Genomic DNA, 18877 nt, shown 5'->3' on the forward strand with positions numbered 1-18877 from the left:
TGGAAGCATTCCCTTGACCACCACCTATACGATCTCCGAGCTGGCCCGTGTGCTGGACGTTACTACACGAACCATCCGGTTCTATGAAGAACAGGGCATGCTGACGCCTGAGCGGCGTGGCCAGGAACGGATCTTCTACCCCCGCGACCTGGTGACGCTCAAGTTGATACTCAGGGGCAAGCGAATCGGCTTTTCGCTGGCCGAATGCAAAGAGCTGATTGACCTGTACGACCCCGCCGGCAATCGCCGGCAGCTTGCGCGTTTCCTTGAAAAGATCGAAGAGCGGCGCGGCCAGCTCAAGCAACAGATGCTCGATATCGAGCAGATGCATCTGGAACTGGACACTGCCGAGGAGCGTTGCAGGGCTGCGCTGGACCAAGCCCCTCTGCCCTGACGCAGCCCCGAAGCGCGCACCTGCACCTCCCAACAATTACAAAAGAGAGAGCACACAGCGATGACCCCCTTGCCCGGCCTTGATTTTTTTCTTGGTGAAGACATCAACATGCTGCGCGATTCGGTCGCGGGCTTTGTAGCGGCTGAGGTGGCACCGCTTGCGGAGCAGGCCGACCGTGACGACGCGTTCCCCATGCACTTGTGGCGCAAATTCGGGGACATGGGGCTTCTTGGGCTGACGGTGCCTGAGGAATATGGCGGCGCCGGCATGGGCTACCTGGCCCACATGGTCGCCATGGAAGAGGTGTCCCGCGGTGCAGGTGGCATTGGCCTTTCTTACGGTGCGCATTCCAACCTGTGTGTGAACCAGATCAACCGCAACGGCACCCATGAACAGAAAATGCGTTTCCTGCCGAAGTTGATTTCAGGCGAGCACGTGGGCGCCCTGGCCATGAGCGAGCCCAACGCCGGCTCCGATGTGGTGTCCATGCGGCTGCGGGCCGACCGTGTGGGTGACCATTATGTGCTCAACGGCACGAAGATGTGGATCACCAATGGGCCGGACTGCAACGTGCTGGTGGTGTATGCCAAGACCGAACCGGCCGCAGGAGCGAAGGGCATCACGGCGTTTATCCTGGATACCGACACCCCCGGCTTCTCCGTGGCGCAAAAGCTCGACAAGCTGGGCATGCGTGGCTCGCATACGGGCGAACTGGTGTTCGACAGCGTGGAAGTACCCCTCGAGAACGTGCTCGGCCAGGTCAACCAGGGCACGGGCGTGCTGATGAGTGGCCTGGACTATGAGCGCGCCGTGCTCTCCGGTGGCCCGCTGGGCCTTATGCAGGCCGCCATGGATGCGGTGGTGCCTTACCTGCACGACCGCAAGCAATTCGGCCAGAGCATCGGCGAGTTCCAGCTCATCCAAGGCAAGGTGGCGGACATGTACACCACCCATCAAGCCTGCCGCGCCTACCTGTATGCCGTGGGCAAGCATCTGGATGCCCTCGGCAGCGGCCATGTTCGCCAGGTTCGCAAGGATTGCGCCGGCGTCATTCTGTACGCGGCGGAAAAAGCGACCTGGCTTGCCGGCGAGGCCATCCAGATCCTCGGGGGCAACGGCTACATCAACGAATTCCCGGTGGGCCGTATCTGGCGCGATGCCAAGCTGTATGAGATCGGCGCGGGCACCAGCGAAATACGCCGCATGTTGATCGGCCGTGAGCTGTTCAACGAAACCCGCTAAGGGCGCTTCTTTCGCATATAAGGGACGTTCACATGAGCATTTTGAATTCCGCGATCAGCGCCCAGGCGGCCGACTTCAAGGCCAACCAGAGCGCTATGCTCGAACAGCTAGGTGTGCTGCGCCAAATATTGGACCGCGTGCATCGGGGCGGCGGGGAAGTAGCGCAGGCACGGCACACCGCCAAAGGTAAGCTACTGCCGCGCACGCGCATCAACCTGTTACTCGACCCGGGTTCGCCTTTTCTCGAAGTGGGCGAGCTGGCGGCCTTCCAGGTGTACGACGAGGAGGTTGCCGCCGCCGGCCTTATCGCCGGCATCGGCCGGATCGAAGGCACCGAATGCATGATCATCGCCAACGATGCCACGGTGAAGGGTGGTTCGTATTACCCGCTCACGGTGAAAAAACACCTGCGCGCCCAGGCCATCGCTCGGCAGAATCGCTTGCCCTGTGTGTACCTGGTGGATTCCGGTGGCGCCAACCTTCCGCGTCAGGATGAGGTGTTCCCGGACCGCGAGCATTTTGGCCGAATCTTCTTCAACCAGGCCAACCTGAGCGCCGAGGGGATTGCCCAGATCGCCGTGGTGATGGGGTCCTGCACCGCCGGCGGCGCCTACGTGCCGGCCATGAGTGACGAAACCATCATGGTCCGCGAACAGGCGACCATATTCCTGGCCGGCCCACCTTTGGTGAAGGCCGCTACCGGCGAAGTAGTCACCGCCGAAGCGCTTGGTGGCGCCGATGTGCATTGCCGCACGTCCGGGGTGGCCGATCACTATGCGGAAAACGACGAGCACGCGCTGGCCATTGCCCGCCGTTGCATCGCCAACCTCAGCCATAAGCCTGCCCAGGCCATTACGCCTGCTACGCCCATGGCCCCACGTTATCCGGCCGAGGACCTGTACGGCATCGTGCCCGCCGACCCTCGCCAGCCTTTCGAGGTGCGTGAGGTGATCGCTCGCTTGGTCGACGACTCGCGCCTGGATGAATTCAAGGCGCTGTTCGGGACCACCCTGGTCTGTGGTTTTGCACGCATCAACGGCTACCCGGTGGCGATCCTGGCGAACAATGGCATCTTGTTCGCCGAGGCGGCGCAAAAGGGCGCGCACTTTATCGAGCTGGCGTGCCAGCGCAAGGTGCCGTTGCTGTTCCTGCAGAACATCACGGGCTTTATGGTGGGGCAAAAATACGAAGCGGGCGGTATCGCCAAGCACGGCGCCAAGTTGGTCACTGCGGTGGCCTGCGCCCGGGTGCCCAAGTTCACGGTGATCATCGGCGGCAGTTTCGGTGCGGGGAACTACGGCATGTGCGGCCGCGCCTATGACCCCAATTTCCTGTGGATGTGGCCCAACGCCAGAATCGGTGTAATGGGCGCTGCCCAGGCCGCCGGGGTGCTGGTGCAGGTGAAGGAAGAGCAGGCCCGCCGCGCCGGGCGCGAGTTTGATGATGCGCAAGCGGAGGCGCTCAGGCAGCCACTGATCGCGCAATACGAGCAGCAGGCCCACGCGTTCTATTCCAGCGCGCGTTTGTGGGACGACGGGGTGATCGACCCCGCGCAAACCCGGGACGTCCTGGCGCTGGCCTTGGCCGTGGCGGCCAGCGCACCTGTGGCCGATACCCGCTTCGGCGTGTTCCGCATGTAATCACGGCGCCGCGCCAATGGCGCCGGCCACACCTTCGAAGAGCACACAACAATGACAAACTTTTCGACCGTAACCCTGGAACAACACACCGATGGCGTCGCCACCGTGTGGCTGAATCGCCCTGACAAGAACAACGCCTTTAACGCCTTGATGATCAGTGAGCTTCGCGAAGCCTTCCGCCTGATCGCCGCAGATACCCGTTTGCGCCTGCTGATGCTGCGGGGGCGTGGCCGGCATTTCAGCGCGGGAGCCGATCTGGCCTGGATGCAAGCCAGCGTGAGCCTCAGCCTGGACGAAAACCTCGCCGACGCACGGGCCCTCGGCGATATGCTCGAAGCCCTCCATACCCTGCCGGTGCCAACCTTGGCAGTGGTCAACGGTGCCGCTTTCGGCGGCGCGGTGGGCCTGGCGTGTTGCTGCGACATGGCCATCGGTACGCAGGATGCGCAGTTCAGCCTGTCGGAGGTTCGGCTGGGCCTTGCGCCTGCGGTAATCAGCCCCTACGTGACACAAGCCATTGGCGCCCGCGCCACTCGGCGCTACACCCTTACGGCGGAGCGCTTCGATGCCACCCAGGCGCAGGCGCTTGGGCTGTTGGCGGAAGTGTATGCGCCTGAAGCCCTCGAGGGCGCAGTGGAGCAGTGGGTTGCCAATGTGTCGAATAACGGCCCCACAGCCTTGCGTGCGAGTAAGGCGCTGCTGCTGGAAGTAGGTGACGGGGCGGTTAGTGAGGCACTGCGTCGTCGCACTGAAGAGGTGATCGCGCAGCTGCGCAGTGGTGCCGAGGGGCAGGAAGGGATCGCTGCCTTCCTGGAGAAACGCTCCCCCAACTGGCGGGCGAGGGCTGGCGCATGAACACACTCGACCGGTTGTTGATCGCCAACCGTGGCGAGATCGCGTGCCGTATCATGCGGACCGCCCAGGCGTTGGGGATCGAATGCGTAGCGGTGTACAGCGATGCGGATCGTCGGGCCCGCCATGTGCGCGAGGCGGACGTTGCCATTGCTTTAGGCGGCACCAAACCCGCCGAGAGCTACCTAAACATCGACAAAGTCATCGCCGCAGCGAAGGCCAGCGGCGCCCGGGCAGTACACCCGGGGTATGGCTTTTTGTCCGAGAACGCCACGTTCGCGCGTCGGTTGGAGGCAGCAGGGCTGATATTCATCGGGCCACCGGCTTCGGCTATCGACGCCATGGGTAGCAAGGCGGCGGCCAAGGCGCTGATGGAAGTTGCGCAGGTACCGCTGGTGCCGGGCTACCACGGCGAGGACCAGAGCTACGAAACCTTCCGCGCCGCCGCCGAGCGCATTGGCTACCCCGTGCTGCTCAAGCCCAGCGCGGGTGGCGGTGGCAAGGGCATGAAGGTAGTTGAAAACGAGGTCGGCCTGGCCGAGGGCATTGAATCTGCGCAGCGGGAGGCCCGGTCCTCCTTCGGCGACGCCCGCCTGCTGGTGGAAAAGTATGTGCTTTCGCCGCGCCACGTGGAAATTCAGGTGTTCGCCGACCAGCATGGCCATTGCGTGTACCTCCATGAGCGTGACTGTTCGATTCAGCGCCGTCACCAAAAGGTCATTGAAGAAGCACCGGCCCCGGGGCTTACGGCTGAATTGCGTCAGGCCATGGGGGAGGCAGCAGTGCGTGCGGCCCAGGCGATTGGCTACGTAGGCGCAGGCACTGTGGAGTTCTTGCTGGACGCCCGGGGCACGTTTTACTTCATGGAAATGAACACACGGCTACAAGTGGAGCACCCGGTGACCGAAGCCGTTACCGGGCTGGACTTGGTCGCCTGGCAACTGCGTGTGGCGCGGGGCGAGCCGTTGCCCCTCGCGCAGAACCAAGTGCCGTTGCGCGGCCATGCCATCGAGGCACGGCTGTATGCCGAAGACCCGGACACTGGCTTTCTTCCTGCCAGTGGGCGCCTTTCGGTTTATGAAGAGCCCGCAGCCGGGGTCGGCCGCCGTGTGGACAGCGGGGTACAAGAAGGCGACGACATTTCACCGTTCTACGACCCCATGCTCGCCAAGCTGATCGCTTGGGGGGAAACCCGTGAAGACGCACGGCTGCGGCTGATCGCGATGTTGGCAGAAACCACCGTGGCCGGGGTGAAGACCAACAGGCATTTTCTACAGCGCTTGCTGGGCCACGAAGATTTCGCCGATGCCCGGCTGGACACAGGATTCATCGGCCGCCATGAGGCCGTACTGCTGCCGCCGGCCGAACCACTGGACGACGCCTTCTGGCAGCAGGCCGCCAGGCTGTACCTCGCTACGTCCGAAAAGCAGACAGAGCCTTCCCCTTGGGCCGCTCCCTCAGGCTGGCGACATGCAAGGCCCGCCGAGGCTGTGCTATCCCTGCAATGTGGCGAGCAGCAGCGCCTTGTAGCTTTTGATCCGACCGAGCCGCAGGCGCGCTCCATGGTCGGCGTGCGCCGCGGTTCGGCGTTGCATCTGCAATGGCAAGGGGCGCAGTACGAAGTGCATGCGGCGGACCCGCTGGCGCAAAGCAGTGCCGCCCATGCTGCACCCGGTAGCCTGGCAGCGCCCATGAATGCAAGCGTCGTCTCCGTGTTGGTAGCCGTAGGCGATCATGTGGCAGCGGGCGCCAGCCTGGTGGTGCTGGAAGCGATGAAAATGGAGCACACCCTTCGAGCACCCCGCAGCGGGGTTGTGACCGCCATCAACTGCGCCGCCGGCGATCTGGTAAACGAGGGCGCGGTGCTGGTCGCCGTCGAGGAGGTCGATAATGCTGCCTGAGCGCGTACGCATTGTGGAGGTGGGCCCGCGTGACGGCCTGCAGAACGAAGCGGCGGTGGTGCCGCTGGCGCAGAAAGTGTCTTTGATAAATGGACTGACCCGGGCGGGGCTGGACTACATCGAGGTCGGCAGCTTTGTGTCGCCCAGATGGGTGCCACAGATGGCGGATACACCGGCGGTGTTCAGCGCCATCGAGCAGCGCCCGGGCGTGACCTATGCGGCATTGACGCCCAACCTGCGCGGGCTGGAAAGCGCGCTTGAGGCAGGCGTGAAGGAAGTGGCCGTGTTTGCCGCCGCGTCCGAAAGCTTTTCGCAACGCAATATCAACTGCTCCATTGCCGAGAGCATCAAGCGCTTCGAGCCGGTATTGGAGCTCGCCTCGCGCCGGGGCGTGCGCGTGCGAGGGTATGTGTCCTGTGTTCTGGGTTGCCCTTACGAGGGCGAGGTACGCCCTGAGCAGGTACGCGAAGTCGCAGGGGCGTTGATCGAGCTCGGCTGTTACGAGGTGTCCTTGGGAGACACAGTGGGCGTAGGCACCGCGCAGGCTACGCGGCGTTTGATCGAGACAGTAAGTGCCAAAGTGCCTCGCGGCCAACTGGCCGGCCACTTCCATAATACTTACGGGCAGGCACTGGCTAACGTCTACGCAAGCCTGCTCGAGGGTATTGCGGTGTTCGATAGCTCCATTGGGGGGCTCGGCGGCTGCCCTTATGCCAAAGGCGCCAGCGGAAACCTGGCCACGGAGGACTTGCTGTACCTGCTCAATGGCCTGGGTATTGATACCGGGGTTAGCTTGCCGGCGCTGATAGCGCTAAGCGTCGGTTTCAATGCTTCGCTGGGCCGATTGCCGGATGCCAAGGTCAGCCGCGCGGGGGGAGCGTCGAGGAGCGAGGACAAGCCGAGGGAGGAGCGTGATGCCAACTTCGCGGGAAAACAGATGGTGCCCGAACCCGGGGTCGAACCGGGACGCCCAGAAGGCGAGGGATTTTAAGTCCCTTGCGTCTACCAATTTCGCCATTCGGGCGGTAGCGCTGGAGTGTGAAGCGCGCTGATAAGCCATTGACGGCAAAGCAGAATCAGCGCAAGGCCAGAATATATACAGCCTGCGCGGTACAGGCAAGAACAAAACTCGCTCGGTGCCCCAACCCGCGTGGTCCAGGGGCCACGCAGTTCGGCAAAACGACTGAACTGGCTCCTTGGCGGGGTGGTCGCTATTTCATATCGACCTCACGACCACGGGAGACCTAGCATGAAAAACTACCCAACGCCGCCTTTCCCCAAGCAAGCCCAGCCAGTGCCTGGTAGCCAGGCGAAGATGAACCCTTTGCCAGACTGCGGCGAGGAGAGCTACAAAGGGTCGGGCCGCCTCGAAGGCAAAGTTGCATTGATAACAGGCGCGGATAGCGGCATCGGCCGCGCTGTGGCAATTGCTTTCGCACGCGAAGGCGCGGACCTGATCATCGGTTACCTGGATGAGCATGAAGACGCCCAGGCGACCGCAAAGATTGTAGAAGCGTCGGGCCGTAAATGCGTGCTCGTGCCTGGAGACCTCTCCAAGCGGGACGCCTGCCTCCAGCTGGTAGACAAGGCGGTAGCAGAGTTTGGTCGGATCGACGTACTGGTGAACAACGCCGCCTTCCAGATGACCCATCAAAGTCTCGATGAAATTCCCGATGAGGAATGGGTGCATACGTTCGATGTAAACATCACGGCCATGTTCCGGATCTGCAAAGCCGCTGTGCCGCACATGAAGCCGGGCTCGTCGATCATCAATACCTCGTCGGTAAACTCAGACAACCCCACGCCGCAGTTGCTGGCGTACGCCACCACCAAGGGCGCCATTGCCAACTTCAGCGCCGGCCTGGCCCAACTTCTCGGGCCAAAGAACATACGGGTCAATAGCGTGGCGCCAGGGCCGATCTGGACCCCGCTCATTGTTGCGACCATGCCGGAAGAGCAGGTGACGCAATTCGGCTCGCAAACCCCGCTGGGTCGCCCGGGTCAGCCGGTGGAAGTGGCGCCTATCTATGTGATGCTGGCGTCGGACGAATCCAGCTACATCTCCGGCACGCGGTTCGGCGTAACGGGCGGCAAGCCCATCCTCTAAGGGATGGGCCTATGGCTTGAAGTACCCCCGGGCAGCGAGCAAGGGCTGCCCGGCCACCAAGCCCGTACACGTTATACAAGCTGATAGGAATGCAGGGGTACGCCAGCTCCGTTACAACAATTCACGAAACCCCACGTCGCTGACGCCGGCCTGCTCGGCAATCTGCCTTACGGCAGTAGCGGTGCCTTGAAGCGCTACTTCATATAGCCCGGCCCCGGCATGCAGCGAGGCGTAGTACCAGGCATCGGCTGTCGACATGCGTGAATCACGCTGGCCAAAACGTCGTGCCTTGCCCTTGTAGCGATAGCGAATCTCGTACTGCTTGTGCGATTCCATTGCGTACCTCCTCCTCGTGCCGAGGTATCGGACCCGGGTCGGATCCAACAGTTCCTTCTCGGCGACGAAAAGCTAGCCTTTTCTGCATGGGCGCACGGCTTTTTCCGGGATTTTTAGTTAAACCAGGCTGTCCCAGCTGCCGAGGTTTGTACAAGTCTGTTAAGGTATTGTCCAATTTATCAATGGTTCCACGGAGCGTTCAGTGATCCCACCCGAATCGGAACAGGCCCTTGCCGCCGCCATCGAGCAATGCGCGCGGGAACCTATTCGGATTCCCGGCAGCATCCAGCCTCATGGCTTCCTGCTGGTGCTCGATCCTGTCAACTTTAATGTCCTTCAGGCCAGTGAAAACATCCGTGCCTGGCTCGGTCTGGACACACACGTGTTGATTGGTCAGCAGTTTACAGCTCTGATCGCGTCCCCTGAGCCTATGCTGCAGCGCCTTGCCGCCGCGCCGACGGAAGACCCACACCCGTTCCACGTCGGCGATGTGAGTTTCAGTGCGCCGGGTACCGCTGGGCCGTATGCAATGCTGGCCCATCGTTGGGACTCGGTGCTGATTGCCGAATTTGAGCCGGCCACGGATGTCAGCGCGGTCTACGGGCACCTCTACCCGCTGGTTCGCGCGTTCGTAACCGGGCTGCAAGAGTTGCAGGGGGTTACCGAACTGTGCCGCCGCGCGGTTAGCGAAATCAAGCGTATTACCGGCTTCGGCCGGGTAAAGGCCTATCGCTTCGATGCCGCCGGCAACGGGACCGTGCTGGCCGAAGAGTTGGACCCACAATACCCAAGCTATCTGGGCATGTGCTTCCCCGCCAGCGACATCCCCGCGCAGGCGAGGGCGCTTTATTGCACCAACCGCATTCGGGTCATCGAAAACGCCGACTACCAGCCGGCGTCGTTGGTGCCCGCGCATAACCCGGCCACCGATCAGCCGCTGGACCTCAGTTATTCGGCCCTGCGCAGTGTCTCCCCGGTGCACCTTCAGTACATGCGCAACATGGGCACGCTCGCCTCGATGTCCATCTCTATCGTGGTGCGAGGCAAGTTATGGGGGCTGGTGTCCTGCCATAACGCGGAGCCTCGCCGGGTGAACTTCCAGGTACGTACGGCCTGTGAACTGTTGGGTAGCGTGTTGTCCTTGCAGATAGAAGCCCGTGAAGCGCATGCCGATACCCAGCGGCTACTGGGGCTGCGCCAGCATGTGGTGGAGCTGTTATCGGCGATGGCAGACCGAGACAGTGTCACCGAAGGGCTGCTGGCAGTGCCTGAGAAGTTTGTAGGCTTTGCGGCCGCCAGCGGTGCCGCGATCATCAGTGATGATCGCTGCGAAACCATTGGCCTGGTTCCTCCGTTGGCTTCTATCGAGACGTTGGTGCAGTGGCTCGGACGGGACGGGGCCGACGACGTGTTCCATACCGACAACGTCGGGCGGGATGTGCCTGAACGCTGCGGTATCGCGGAGCACGCGGCGGGGGTGCTCGCCATTGCGATTTCCAAGATCCACAGCCATTACCTGATCTGGTTCCGCCCTGAACAGGCGCGTACGGTGACCTGGGCCGGGCGCCCCGAGAAACACGTCGCGCCAGGCGGTTCGCTTCACCCGCGGCACAGTTTTGCCCAATGGCAGGAAGAAGTGCGAGGGTATTCGGTGCCGTGGGATCCGCTGGAAGTCGAGGCGGTCATCGAACTGCGTACCGCTGTGCTCGGTATCGTGCTGCGCAAGGCTGAGGAGCTGGCGGCACTGGCGGGCGAGCTGAAAAAGTCCAACAAGGAGTTGGAAGCGTTTTCGTACAGCGTGTCTCATGACCTGCGGGCGCCCTTGCGGCATATCGCGGGGTATACCGAACTGCTCACCGATTTTGACGGGGACAAACTGTCTGATCGGGGCTTGCGCTTCCTGGAGCACATCGGTGACTCAGCGCGCTTCGCTGGCACCCTCGTCGATAACCTCCTGAGCTTCTCCCAGATGGGTCGGGCCGCCTTGCGGCACTCCGACGTGAACCTGGGAGCGCTAGTGGAGGCGATCCGTGAAGAGATGCTTCCCGACTACGAGGGGCGGAGCGTCATCTGGAAGGTTGCCCCCCTGCCAGCAGTACTGGGCGATGCGGCTTTCCTGCACCTGGCGCTGCGCAACCTGATCTCCAATGCCCTGAAATACAGCCGTGAGCAGGACCCTTCGATCGTCGAGATCGGTGCCTTGCGTAACGAGAAAGCCGGCGAAACCGTGATCTTCGTCAAGGATAACGGCGTTGGCTTCGACATGGCCTATGCAGGCAAGTTGTTCGGCGTGTTCCAACGCTTGCATCGCATGGAGGAGTTCGAAGGTACCGGGATCGGCCTTGCCAGCGTGCGGCGGATCATCGAGCGTCATCAGGGAAGGGTGTGGGCCGAGGGCGCGCTGGGCGAAGGTGCAACCTTCTATTTCGCTTTGCCCGATCAACAGTAATTGGCCGGCGTATCTACTCGAGAGGTATTAAATGCTCAAACCCATCCTACTGGTGGAAGACAATCCGCGCGACCTGGAACTGACTCTGGTCGCATTGGAAAGAAGCCAGCTGGCCAATGAAGTAATCGTGCATCGTGACGGTGCCGAGGCACTCGATTACCTGTTCCGCCGCGGCAACCACACAGGGCGCCCCGAGGGGAACCCGGCGGTGCTGCTGCTTGACCTCAAATTGCCGAAGGTCGATGGGCTGGAAGTGCTTAAAGCCGTACGCGCCAGCGACGAGCTGCGCAGTATCCCGATCGTAATGCTGACCTCCTCGCGGGAGGAGCCGGACCTCACCCGTGCTTACGAGCTGGGGGTGAACGCTTACGTGGTCAAGCCGGTCGAATTCAAGGAATTCGTGACTGCCATTTCCGACCTCGGGATTTTCTGGGCCGTGCTCAACGAGCCTCCTCCTGGGTCATTGCGGCTACAGCGGCGCCCCACGAACTGACCTGTCGAGATTACCTGTGCTCAACCCAGCGCCCCTCAAGCTGTTGCTGATCGAAGACAGCAATCGTGATGCCGAACTGACGCTGTTCGCCCTTGAGCGCAGCGGGTTGCGGCTTGAACCGCACCTGGCGTATCACCATGGCGACGTGGCGCGGCTGCTGGATGCGCACACGTTCGACCTGATTTTGAGCGACGTGGTGCTGCCCGGGTCATCCGGCGAGCAGGTACTGGCGATCGCAAGAGAAAAAGCACCCTCGGTGCCGCTTATATTCATTTCCGGCGTGTTCGGCGAAGAGCACGCGGTCAAGATGATGCGCCAAGGGGCTACGGACTACGTGCTCAAGCAGAGCCTGCCATTGCTGCCCGCCGCCGTGAAACGCGCGATGGCGGAGGTGCATGAGCGGCGTCAGCGGGAACTGGCCGAACGCAACCTCCACGAAGCTGAGTCACGCGCCCGTATCGCCATCGAAGCCGCGCGCATGGGCACATGGGAGCTCAACCCACAGACCGGCGTGCTTAACTGGGACGAGCGCATGCGGGTGATGTACGAAGTGCCTGCCGGCGCGCCGGTGACCCTGGAGTTGTTTTATTCCACGATCGTGCCCCACGACAGGGCTCGTGTCCGCGAGCGCGTGGAGGCCGCCCTGGCCGCCGGGGCTGACCACGGCTATCAGGTGGAATATCGGGTGCGCCTGCCCAGCGGCGCGGAACGGTGGTTTTCCAGCAGCGGCCGTTCAAGTTTTGTAAATGGCCAGTGCGTGCGGTTCAGCGGGGTGCTGCAAGACATCACCAGCCAGAAAGAGGCGACGGAGTCTCTTGAACGGCTCAACGACCTGTTGGGCGACCGGGTACAGAAACGCACCCGGGAGCGGGACCGCACGTGGGAGTTGTCCCGGGAGCTGCTGGCGGTACTTCACTTCGACATGCAGCCAGCCGCCCTTAACCCGGCGTGGGAAGCGACGCTGGGCTGGCCCCGCGCCGAGCTCGCGCATATGGGGTTGTGGGGGCTGGTGCATCCGGATGACCTCGCGGCTACCAGCCGTGAAGTGGAAAACGTGGCCGAGGGTATCGTTTCCAGCCGCTTCGTGAACCGCATGCGGCATGCCGATGGCGCATACCGCTGGTTGTCCTGGACCATTGTACCGGACCAGGGAATGATGTACGCCGTGGCCCGGGACATCACCAGCGAGCGGGCGGTGCTCGACGAACTCGCCGCCACCAATGAGCGGCTGCGCGAGCAGATCCGCGAGCGCGAACGGATCGAAGCGGCGCTCCAGCAGATGCAGCGGCTTGAAGCGGTGGGGCAGCTGACCGCCGGCGTAGCGCATGACTTCAACAACCTCCTTACGGTAATCCTGGCCAGCGCCAACTTCCTTATTCGCGACCTGGCCCGGGGCAACTACGCCCGCTTCGAGAGCCGTTTGCATAGTATTCAGGAAGCCGCCGAGCGCGGTGCCCGCCTCACCAGCCAGTTGCTCGCGTTCTCCCGCCGGCAACGCCTCGAGCCCGCCGCAGTCAGCTTGAACGACACAGTGTCTGGCATGCTCGACCTGCTGCAGCGCACCTTGGGCGGTAGCATCTGGATTCAGACTGAAAAGGCGCCAGGCCTGTGGAATGCGCTGGTGGACGCCACCCAGACCGAAATGATCATCCTCAACCTGGCAATCAACGCCCGTGATGCCATGCCCAATGGGGGGACGCTTCGCCTGACCACGGCCAACGAAACCGTGACCCGGCCGCCAAGCCGGCCGGAAGACCCGGACGTGGGTGATTATGTGGTGCTTACCATTCGCGACTCCGGTTGCGGCATGCCACCGGAAGTACTGGCCAAGGCCTTCGAGCCATTCTTCACCACCAAGGATGTGGGCAAGGGTTCTGGGCTGGGCCTGGCTCAGGTGTTCGGCTTTGCCAAGCAGTCAGGTGGGGGCGTTGCGATCGAAACCGCGGAGGGCGAGGGCACGGCCGTGAAGGTGTACCTCCCCGGGATGCGAGCACCGAGCCTGGAGCTGACGCCGGATGGCCCCACCGAGGCCCTGCTGCCGCCCGATGGGCTTCGCCATCGGATACTGCTGGTCGACGATGACCCTAACGTGCGTCAGGTCACGGCTTTGTTGCTGGATGCGCTGGGCTACAGCGTCGTCGAGGCCGACGGCGCCGCTCGGGCGCTGGAGCAACTGGACGACGAGGTGGACTTGCTGCTTACCGATTATGCGATGCCAGGCGCAAACGGGGCCGAGCTCGCCCGCGAGGCCCGCAAGCGATACCCGCACCTTCCTGTTGTCTTCATTACCGGCTATGCGGAAGTGGGTGGCCTAGATGATGGTCAGTACCTGATCGTGCAAAAGCCTTTCCGGGAGGAGGAGCTCACGCAGAAACTGCGCCTGGCCCTGGCAGCACCGGTACCCGCGCCCTCGGCCTAATGAACCAATGGCCCCTGTGGTGTGTCTTTTGTCCATACACCACCGAAACCCAGGCAATAGGGGAAGCAACATGGCACATGGACACGAAAACGAGGATTGGCTAGGTAGCGACCACTCGCCGCGGGAACACACAGAAACCCTCGCCAACGGCACGAGCATTCACGTGTTGGTGAGGCAACTGGCAGCTGATAAATACGAATCGGACGTTCGCGTGCTCGATAGCGATGGCAAGGAATTGCGCCACGTGACCAAGATGCGCGAAAACGATCCGGGGCCGGCCGCCGAAGTGCTGAAGTTTGCCATCGACGAAGCCAAGCGTATTGCAGGTGGCCACCGCGGCGCGCCACTCGACAACCACCACCAGAAAACCCCGATTTAAGCACTTCAAGGTGTAGCGCCCCGGTCTGCAGAGAAGGGGCGCCCTGTTGTCAGCGGGTCGCCAGGCCTTGCTCGCCGGTACCCAGCCCGCCCCCTAGCGCCTTATAAATCGCCACGATGCCGTGGTACAGGTCTACTTCGCCTTGAGCTTGTTGGTCCTCGGCTATCAGCCGTTCACGCTCGGCGTCGAGCAGCACCAGGTAGTCTGCAGTACCTTCGCGATAGCGCACGCGAGCAAGGTCTGCCGCGGTGCGGCTCGCTTCGCTCTGGCGAATCAGTGACACCAGGCGCTGCTGGCGCTTGCCGTAGTCGCTGAAGGCGTTTTCCGATTCTTCCAGTGCCAGCAATACCTGCTGCTCGTAGGTCGCCAGCGCGCCTTGCGCATCGGCGTTGGCGCCTCTGATGCGCGCCCGTACGCTGCCCAGGTCGAACGCTGCCCAGTTGATGCTTGGCGCCAGGCTCCATGCCTGAGCGGCGGCCGAGCCGATTTGCGAGCCACGCCCGGCGGTAAAGCCCAAAAAGCCCGTCAAGCTCACCCGTGGAAACAGGTCCGCAGTGGCCACGCCAATATCCGCCGTTGCAGCCGCCAATTGGCGTTCAGCCGCGCGGACGTCAGGGCGGCGCTGTAGCAGTTCGCCCGGGTCACCGATGGGCAACGCCTTGGCGATCGCTGGCAAGGGCTTGGGTGACAGGTCAATGCTTAGCGCGTCGGGGCGCTGCCCCAGTAGGGTAGCGATCCGGTGGCGTGCCCTGGCCTGTTCGGCCTGGAGGAGGGGAATACTGGCTTCTACCCCCGCAAGCCGGCCATCGGCCCGCACCACATCGAAGGCGTCGCCAACGCCAAGGTCACGCAGCTGCACGGTGATCCCGCGAGAGGCTTCCTGATTGCTCAGGTTGTCCCGGGCAATTCGCTCGCGCAGCTGGGCGCCACGGAGCTGCCCATAGGCGTCCACCAGGTCAGCAATCATCGTCACCTGCAGTTGCTGGAGCTGCGCTTGCGCCGCGCCTTCCTGCGCATCACTGGCTTCCAGCTGACGCTGGATACGGCCGAACAGGTCGATCTCCCACGCCATGTCCAGGCCCAGGTCATAGCGCTCAAGGTTCACCCGGTGATCGGTTTGCCCAGGCACTTGGGCGCGGCCCACTTCGCTGCTGGCGCGGCTGGTCACCACCGGTAGATCATCGTTGGCCACGTCGTCGCGAATCGCCCGCGCCGCTTTCACCCGGGAAAACGCCACGCGCAGGTCGCGATTGCCGGCCAGTGCTTCGCGCACCAGCTGATTGAGGGCCGGGTCGTCGAACTGCTGCCACCACAGGCTCTCGAAACGTGAACGGTCGTACTGCGCGTTGCCCTGGCCCTGCGCTTCGCTGAGGGCCGCTGGCGCAGGCTGGGGCGCCTTGTAATCAGGGCCAACCACACACCCGGCCAAGGCAAGTGTCAACAGCGCCGGGGCGAAACGGAACAAAGCGGTCATGGCTGCGCCTCCAGGCGAGCAGGGGAGTCGGCCGATGCGCGCGCAGCCTGGCGGCGCTCCACGAATCGGCGAATCAGGAAGAAGAACACTGGGGTGAGCAGCAGGCCGAAGAACGTTACGCCAAGCATGCCGGAGAACACCGCAACACCCATGGCATGGCGCATTTCAGCGCCAGCGCCAGTGGAAAACACCAGGGGTACCACGCCCATGATGAAGGCAAACGAGGTCATCAGGATCGGCCGTAGGCGCAACCGGCAGGCCTCCAGTACCGCGGCGAGCGGGTCCAGCCCTTCGAGCTGTTTATCCTTGGCGAACTCCACGATCAGGATCGCGTTCTTGCACGCCAGCCCCACCAGTACGATCAACCCGATCTGGGTGAAGATGTTGTTGTCGCTGCCCGCAATGATTACCCCGGCAATGGCCGACAACAGCGTCATGGGCACGATCAGGATCACCGCCAATGGCAGGCTCCAGCTTTCGTATTGAGCCGCCAGCACGAGGAAGGCCAACAGCACGCACAGCGGGAACACAAACAGCGCCGTGTTGCCCGAGAGGATCTGCTGATACGTCAGCTCGGTCCACTCGTAACTCATGCCATTGGGCAGCTCGGTGCGCAGCAGTTTTTCCATTGCGGCCTGGGCCTGGCCAGAACTGTACCCCGGTGCGGCGGCACCGTTGATCTCAGCGGTCACAAAGCCGTTGTAGTGCATCACGCGGTCTGGCCCGGCGGAATTTTCCACCTTGATCAACGTGGCCAGCGGGATCATCTCGCCGCGGTCGTTGCGCACCTTCAACTGGCCGATTTGCTCGGCGTCCAGGCGGAAGCGTTGATCGGCCTGCACGTTTACCTGGTAGGTACGGCCAAAGCGGTTGAAGTCGTTGGCATACAGCGAACCCAGGTACACCTGCAGCGTGTCGAAGATGTCACTGATAGCCACACCGTGGGTCTTGGCCTTGTCGCGGTCGATGTTGGCGTCTACCTGCGGTACGTTCACGGTGTAGCTGGTGAACAGCGCGGCCAGCTCCGGCACGTTGTGGCTCTTGGCAATGATGTTCTGGGTTTCCTTGAACAGCTCGTCATAGCCCAGGTTGCCACGGTCTTCTACTTGCACCCTGAACCCGCCGATCGTGCCCAGCCCCTGCACAGGCGGCGGCGGGAAGATCGCCATGTAGGCTTCCTCGATGCCGGCGAACTTGCCGTTGAGCGCGCCGGCGATGGCACTGGCGGATTCGCTGGGGTCCTTGCGCTCGTCGAAGTCCTTGAGGGCAACGAACACCACGCCGCTGTTTGGGCTGTTGGTGAAGCCGTTGATGGACAGGCCCGGGAAGGCGATCGCGTTGGCCACGCCCGGTTGCTCCATCGCCATGGTGGACATGCGCTTGATCACAGCTTCGGTGCGGTCCAGGCTGGCTGCATCCGGCAACTGGGCGAAAGCCACCAGGTATTGCTTGTCCTGCTGGGGCACGAAGCCGGTTGGCGTATTGGCGAAGCCGAACCAGGTGAGCACGATAAAGCCCGCGTACACCAGCAAGGCGATACCACTACCCCGGATCACCCGGCGCACCGTGCCGACGTAGCCATGGCTGGCTTTCTCGAACAGGCGGTTGAACGGGCGGAACAGCCAGGCCCCGAACAGCTTGTCCAGCACCCGCGAGAATCGGTCCTTGGGTGCGTCGTGGCCCTTGAGCAACACTGCGGCCAGGGCGGGCGAGAGGGTCAGCGAGTTGAAGGCCGAGATCACCGTGGAAATCGCAATGGTGAGTGCGAACTGCTTGTAGAACTGCCCCGTGAGGCCCGAGATGAATGCAGCCGGTACGAATACCGCGCACAGCACAAGCGCCGTGGCGATGATCGGCCCCGTCACTTCGGTCATGGCGCGATGGGTCGCGGCCATAGGGTCCAGGCCTAGCTCAATATTTCGCTCGACGTTCTCCACCACCACGATGGCGTCGTCCACCACGATCCCGATGGCCAACACCAGGCCGAACAGGGAGAGCGCGTTGAGCGAGAAGCCGAACATGTGCATCACGGCGAAGGTACCGATCAGCGACACCGGCACAGCGGCGAGGGGAATGATCGATGCGCGCCAGGTTTGCAGGAACAGCACCACCACCAACACCACCAGGATCAGCGCCTCGAACAGGGTGTGTACCACCGCTTCGATCGAGCCACGCACGAAGATCGTGGGGTCGTACACAATGCTGTAGTCCATGCCTTCCGGGAAGCTCTGCTTGAGCTCCTGCATCCGGTTGCGCACCTGGTTGGAAATGTCGATCGCGTTCGAGCCAGGGCGCTGGAAGATCGGGATCGCCACGGCGGGCTGGTTGTTGAGCAGCGAGCGCAGGGCGTATTGACTGGAACCCAGCTCCACCCGTGCGATGTCCTTCAGGCGGGTGATCTGGCCATCGGCGCCGGCGCGAATGATGATGTTCTGGAATTCCTCCTCGCTGACCAGCCGGCCCTGGGTGTTGATCGACAGCTGGAAGCTGCTGGCATTGGGGGCGGGCGGTGCGCCGAGCTGGCCGGCCGCGACCTGGCGATTCTGCTCACGAATGGCATTCACCACGTCGGTGGCGGTGAGGTTGCGCGAGGCGGTCTTGTTAGGGTCCAGCCATACGCGCAGCGAGTAATCCCCCATGCCGAACAGCTGCACGTCGCCCACACCGTTGAGGCGAGCGAGCTCGTCCTTGATGTTCAGCACCGCATAGTTGGACAAGTACAGCATGTCGTAGCGCTGATCGGGCGAGGTAAGGTGCACCACCATGGTGAGGTCGGGCGACGCCTTGTCCACCGTGATACCGATGCGGGTCACCTCTTCAGGCAACTTGGGCTCGGTCCGGGTCACACGGTTTTGCACCTGCACCTGGGCGTTGTCCAGGTCGGTACCCAGGGCGAAGGTGATCGTCAGCGTGAGCTTGCCGTCGGCGGTGGCCTGGGAGCTCATGTACAGCATGTTCTCTACGCCGGTGATGGCCTGCTCCAACGGGGAAGCAACGGTTTCGCCGATTACCTTGGGGTTGGCGCCCGGGAAGTTGGCCCGTACCACCACGGTAGGCGGCACAACCTCGGGGTATTCACTGATGGGCAGCTGGAACAGCGAAATCGCCCCGCCGATCAGAATCAGCAACGAGAGCACGGCGGCGAAGATCGGCCGTTTGATGAAGAAGTCGGAAAACGTCATGGCGCTGAT

At 62.7% G+C, this 18877-nt stretch carries 13 protein-coding genes, 1 tRNA gene and 1 pseudogene; 11 read left to right on the forward strand and 4 right to left on the reverse strand.

Annotation, left to right across the window (positions count from 1 at the left end):
- Positions 1-13: 13 nt before the first annotated feature.
- From LG385_RS08760 to LG385_RS08785, 6 genes and pseudogenes are all read left to right on the forward strand, one after another.
- Entirely contained in the window at positions 14-394 is a 381-nt protein-coding gene (locus LG385_RS08760) for a MerR family transcriptional regulator (protein ID WP_181119687.1), read from the forward strand.
- Between the two features lie 60 nt (positions 395-454).
- On the forward strand, positions 455-1636 hold the full coding sequence (locus LG385_RS08765) for an isovaleryl-CoA dehydrogenase (protein ID WP_225773946.1): 1182 nt from the start codon (positions 455-457) through the stop codon (positions 1634-1636).
- Positions 1637-1668: 32 nt separating this feature from the next.
- Entirely contained in the window at positions 1669-3276 is a 1608-nt protein-coding gene (locus LG385_RS08770; protein WP_225773947.1) for a carboxyl transferase domain-containing protein, read from the forward strand.
- A gap of 51 nt (positions 3277-3327) precedes the next feature.
- Positions 3328-4131, forward strand: a complete 804-nt coding sequence (locus tag LG385_RS08775) for an enoyl-CoA hydratase-related protein (RefSeq protein ID WP_225773948.1) — start codon at positions 3328-3330, stop codon at positions 4129-4131.
- On the forward strand, positions 4128-6029 hold the full coding sequence (locus tag LG385_RS08780; RefSeq protein WP_225773949.1) for an acetyl/propionyl/methylcrotonyl-CoA carboxylase subunit alpha: 1902 nt from the start codon (positions 4128-4130) through the stop codon (positions 6027-6029). Before LG385_RS08775 ends, LG385_RS08780 begins: the two co-directional genes overlap by 4 nt.
- Positions 6016-6912: pseudogene (locus LG385_RS08785) on the forward strand (hydroxymethylglutaryl-CoA lyase); the annotation flags it as partial. The gene LG385_RS08780 and the pseudogene LG385_RS08785, both read left to right, overlap by 14 nt.
- A gap of 55 nt (positions 6913-6967) precedes the next feature.
- Here the strand turns inward: LG385_RS08785 and LG385_RS08790 are convergent.
- Positions 6968-7053, reverse strand: a tRNA-Leu gene (locus tag LG385_RS08790).
- Positions 7054-7278: 225 nt separating this feature from the next.
- Between LG385_RS08790 and LG385_RS08795 the strand changes: the two genes are divergently transcribed.
- On the forward strand, positions 7279-8136 hold the full coding sequence (locus LG385_RS08795; protein ID WP_225773950.1) for an SDR family oxidoreductase: 858 nt from the start codon (positions 7279-7281) through the stop codon (positions 8134-8136).
- A 111-nt stretch (positions 8137-8247) separates the two neighbouring features.
- Here the strand turns inward: LG385_RS08795 and LG385_RS08800 are convergent, their stop codons facing one another.
- On the reverse strand, positions 8248-8472 hold the full coding sequence (locus tag LG385_RS08800) for a DUF6555 family protein (protein ID WP_181119709.1): 225 nt from the start codon (positions 8470-8472) through the stop codon (positions 8248-8250).
- Positions 8473-8674: 202 nt separating this feature from the next.
- On the opposite strand from LG385_RS08800, the gene LG385_RS08805 reads away from it, so the two are divergent.
- The 4 genes from LG385_RS08805 to LG385_RS08820 all read left to right on the forward strand — a co-directional run bounded on the left by LG385_RS08805 (position 8675) and on the right by LG385_RS08820 (position 14212).
- Positions 8675-10921: an ATP-binding protein gene (locus LG385_RS08805; RefSeq protein ID WP_225773951.1), complete on the forward strand. Its 2247-nt coding sequence runs from the start codon at positions 8675-8677 to the stop codon at positions 10919-10921.
- A 31-nt stretch (positions 10922-10952) separates the two neighbouring features.
- The gene (locus LG385_RS08810; protein ID WP_225773952.1) at positions 10953-11414 is read left to right on the forward strand and encodes a response regulator; all 462 of its coding nucleotides are present in this window, start codon (positions 10953-10955) and stop codon (positions 11412-11414) included.
- 16 nt (positions 11415-11430) lie between these two features.
- A complete protein-coding gene (locus LG385_RS08815) occupies positions 11431-13833 on the forward strand; it encodes a hybrid sensor histidine kinase/response regulator (RefSeq protein ID WP_225773953.1) in 2403 nt (800 codons plus the stop codon).
- Between the two features lie 70 nt (positions 13834-13903).
- Positions 13904-14212, forward strand: coding sequence for a hypothetical protein (locus tag LG385_RS08820; protein ID WP_181111916.1), 309 nt, complete (start codon positions 13904-13906; stop codon positions 14210-14212).
- Positions 14213-14261: 49 nt separating this feature from the next.
- Here LG385_RS08820 and LG385_RS08825 read toward each other — a convergent pair whose 3' ends face one another.
- Together LG385_RS08825 and LG385_RS08830 are read right to left on the reverse strand one after the other, a co-directional pair.
- Positions 14262-15686 carry an efflux transporter outer membrane subunit gene (locus tag LG385_RS08825; protein ID WP_225773954.1) on the reverse strand — a complete coding sequence of 475 codons (1425 nt, stop codon included), beginning with the start codon at positions 15684-15686 and terminating at the stop codon, positions 14262-14264.
- Positions 15683-18868: an efflux RND transporter permease subunit gene (locus LG385_RS08830; protein ID WP_225773955.1), complete on the reverse strand. Its 3186-nt coding sequence runs from the start codon at positions 18866-18868 to the stop codon at positions 15683-15685. Before LG385_RS08830 ends, LG385_RS08825 begins: the two co-directional genes overlap by 4 nt.
- Between the last annotated feature and the right edge of the window lie 9 nt (positions 18869-18877).

The sequence above is a fragment of the Pseudomonas sp. Marseille-Q5115 genome (assembly GCF_916618905.1).
Taxonomy (GTDB): Bacteria; Pseudomonadota; Gammaproteobacteria; order Pseudomonadales; family Pseudomonadaceae; genus Aquipseudomonas; species Aquipseudomonas japonica_A.

Excerpts from the sequence above, each read along its gene's own strand:
- LG385_RS08795 (WP_225773950.1), top strand. The coding sequence starts at position 7,279 with ATGAAAAACTACCCAACGCCGCCTTTCCCCAAGCAAGCCCAGCCAGTG.
- LG385_RS08780 (WP_225773949.1), top strand. The coding sequence starts at position 4,128 with ATGAACACACTCGACCGGTTGTTGATCGCCAACCGTGGCGAGATCGCG.
- LG385_RS08830 (WP_225773955.1), bottom strand. The coding sequence starts at position 18,868 with ATGACGTTTTCCGACTTCTTCATCAAACGGCCGATCTTCGCCGCCGTG.
- LG385_RS08770 (WP_225773947.1), top strand. The coding sequence starts at position 1,669 with ATGAGCATTTTGAATTCCGCGATCAGCGCCCAGGCGGCCGACTTCAAG.
- LG385_RS08800 (WP_181119709.1), bottom strand. The coding sequence starts at position 8,472 with ATGGAATCGCACAAGCAGTACGAGATTCGCTATCGCTACAAGGGCAAG.
- LG385_RS08825 (WP_225773954.1), bottom strand. The coding sequence starts at position 15,686 with ATGACCGCTTTGTTCCGTTTCGCCCCGGCGCTGTTGACACTTGCCTTG.
- LG385_RS08820 (WP_181111916.1), top strand. The coding sequence starts at position 13,904 with ATGGCACATGGACACGAAAACGAGGATTGGCTAGGTAGCGACCACTCG.
- LG385_RS08775 (WP_225773948.1), top strand. The coding sequence starts at position 3,328 with ATGACAAACTTTTCGACCGTAACCCTGGAACAACACACCGATGGCGTC.
- LG385_RS08765 (WP_225773946.1), top strand. The coding sequence starts at position 455 with ATGACCCCCTTGCCCGGCCTTGATTTTTTTCTTGGTGAAGACATCAAC.
- LG385_RS08810 (WP_225773952.1), top strand. The coding sequence starts at position 10,953 with ATGCTCAAACCCATCCTACTGGTGGAAGACAATCCGCGCGACCTGGAA.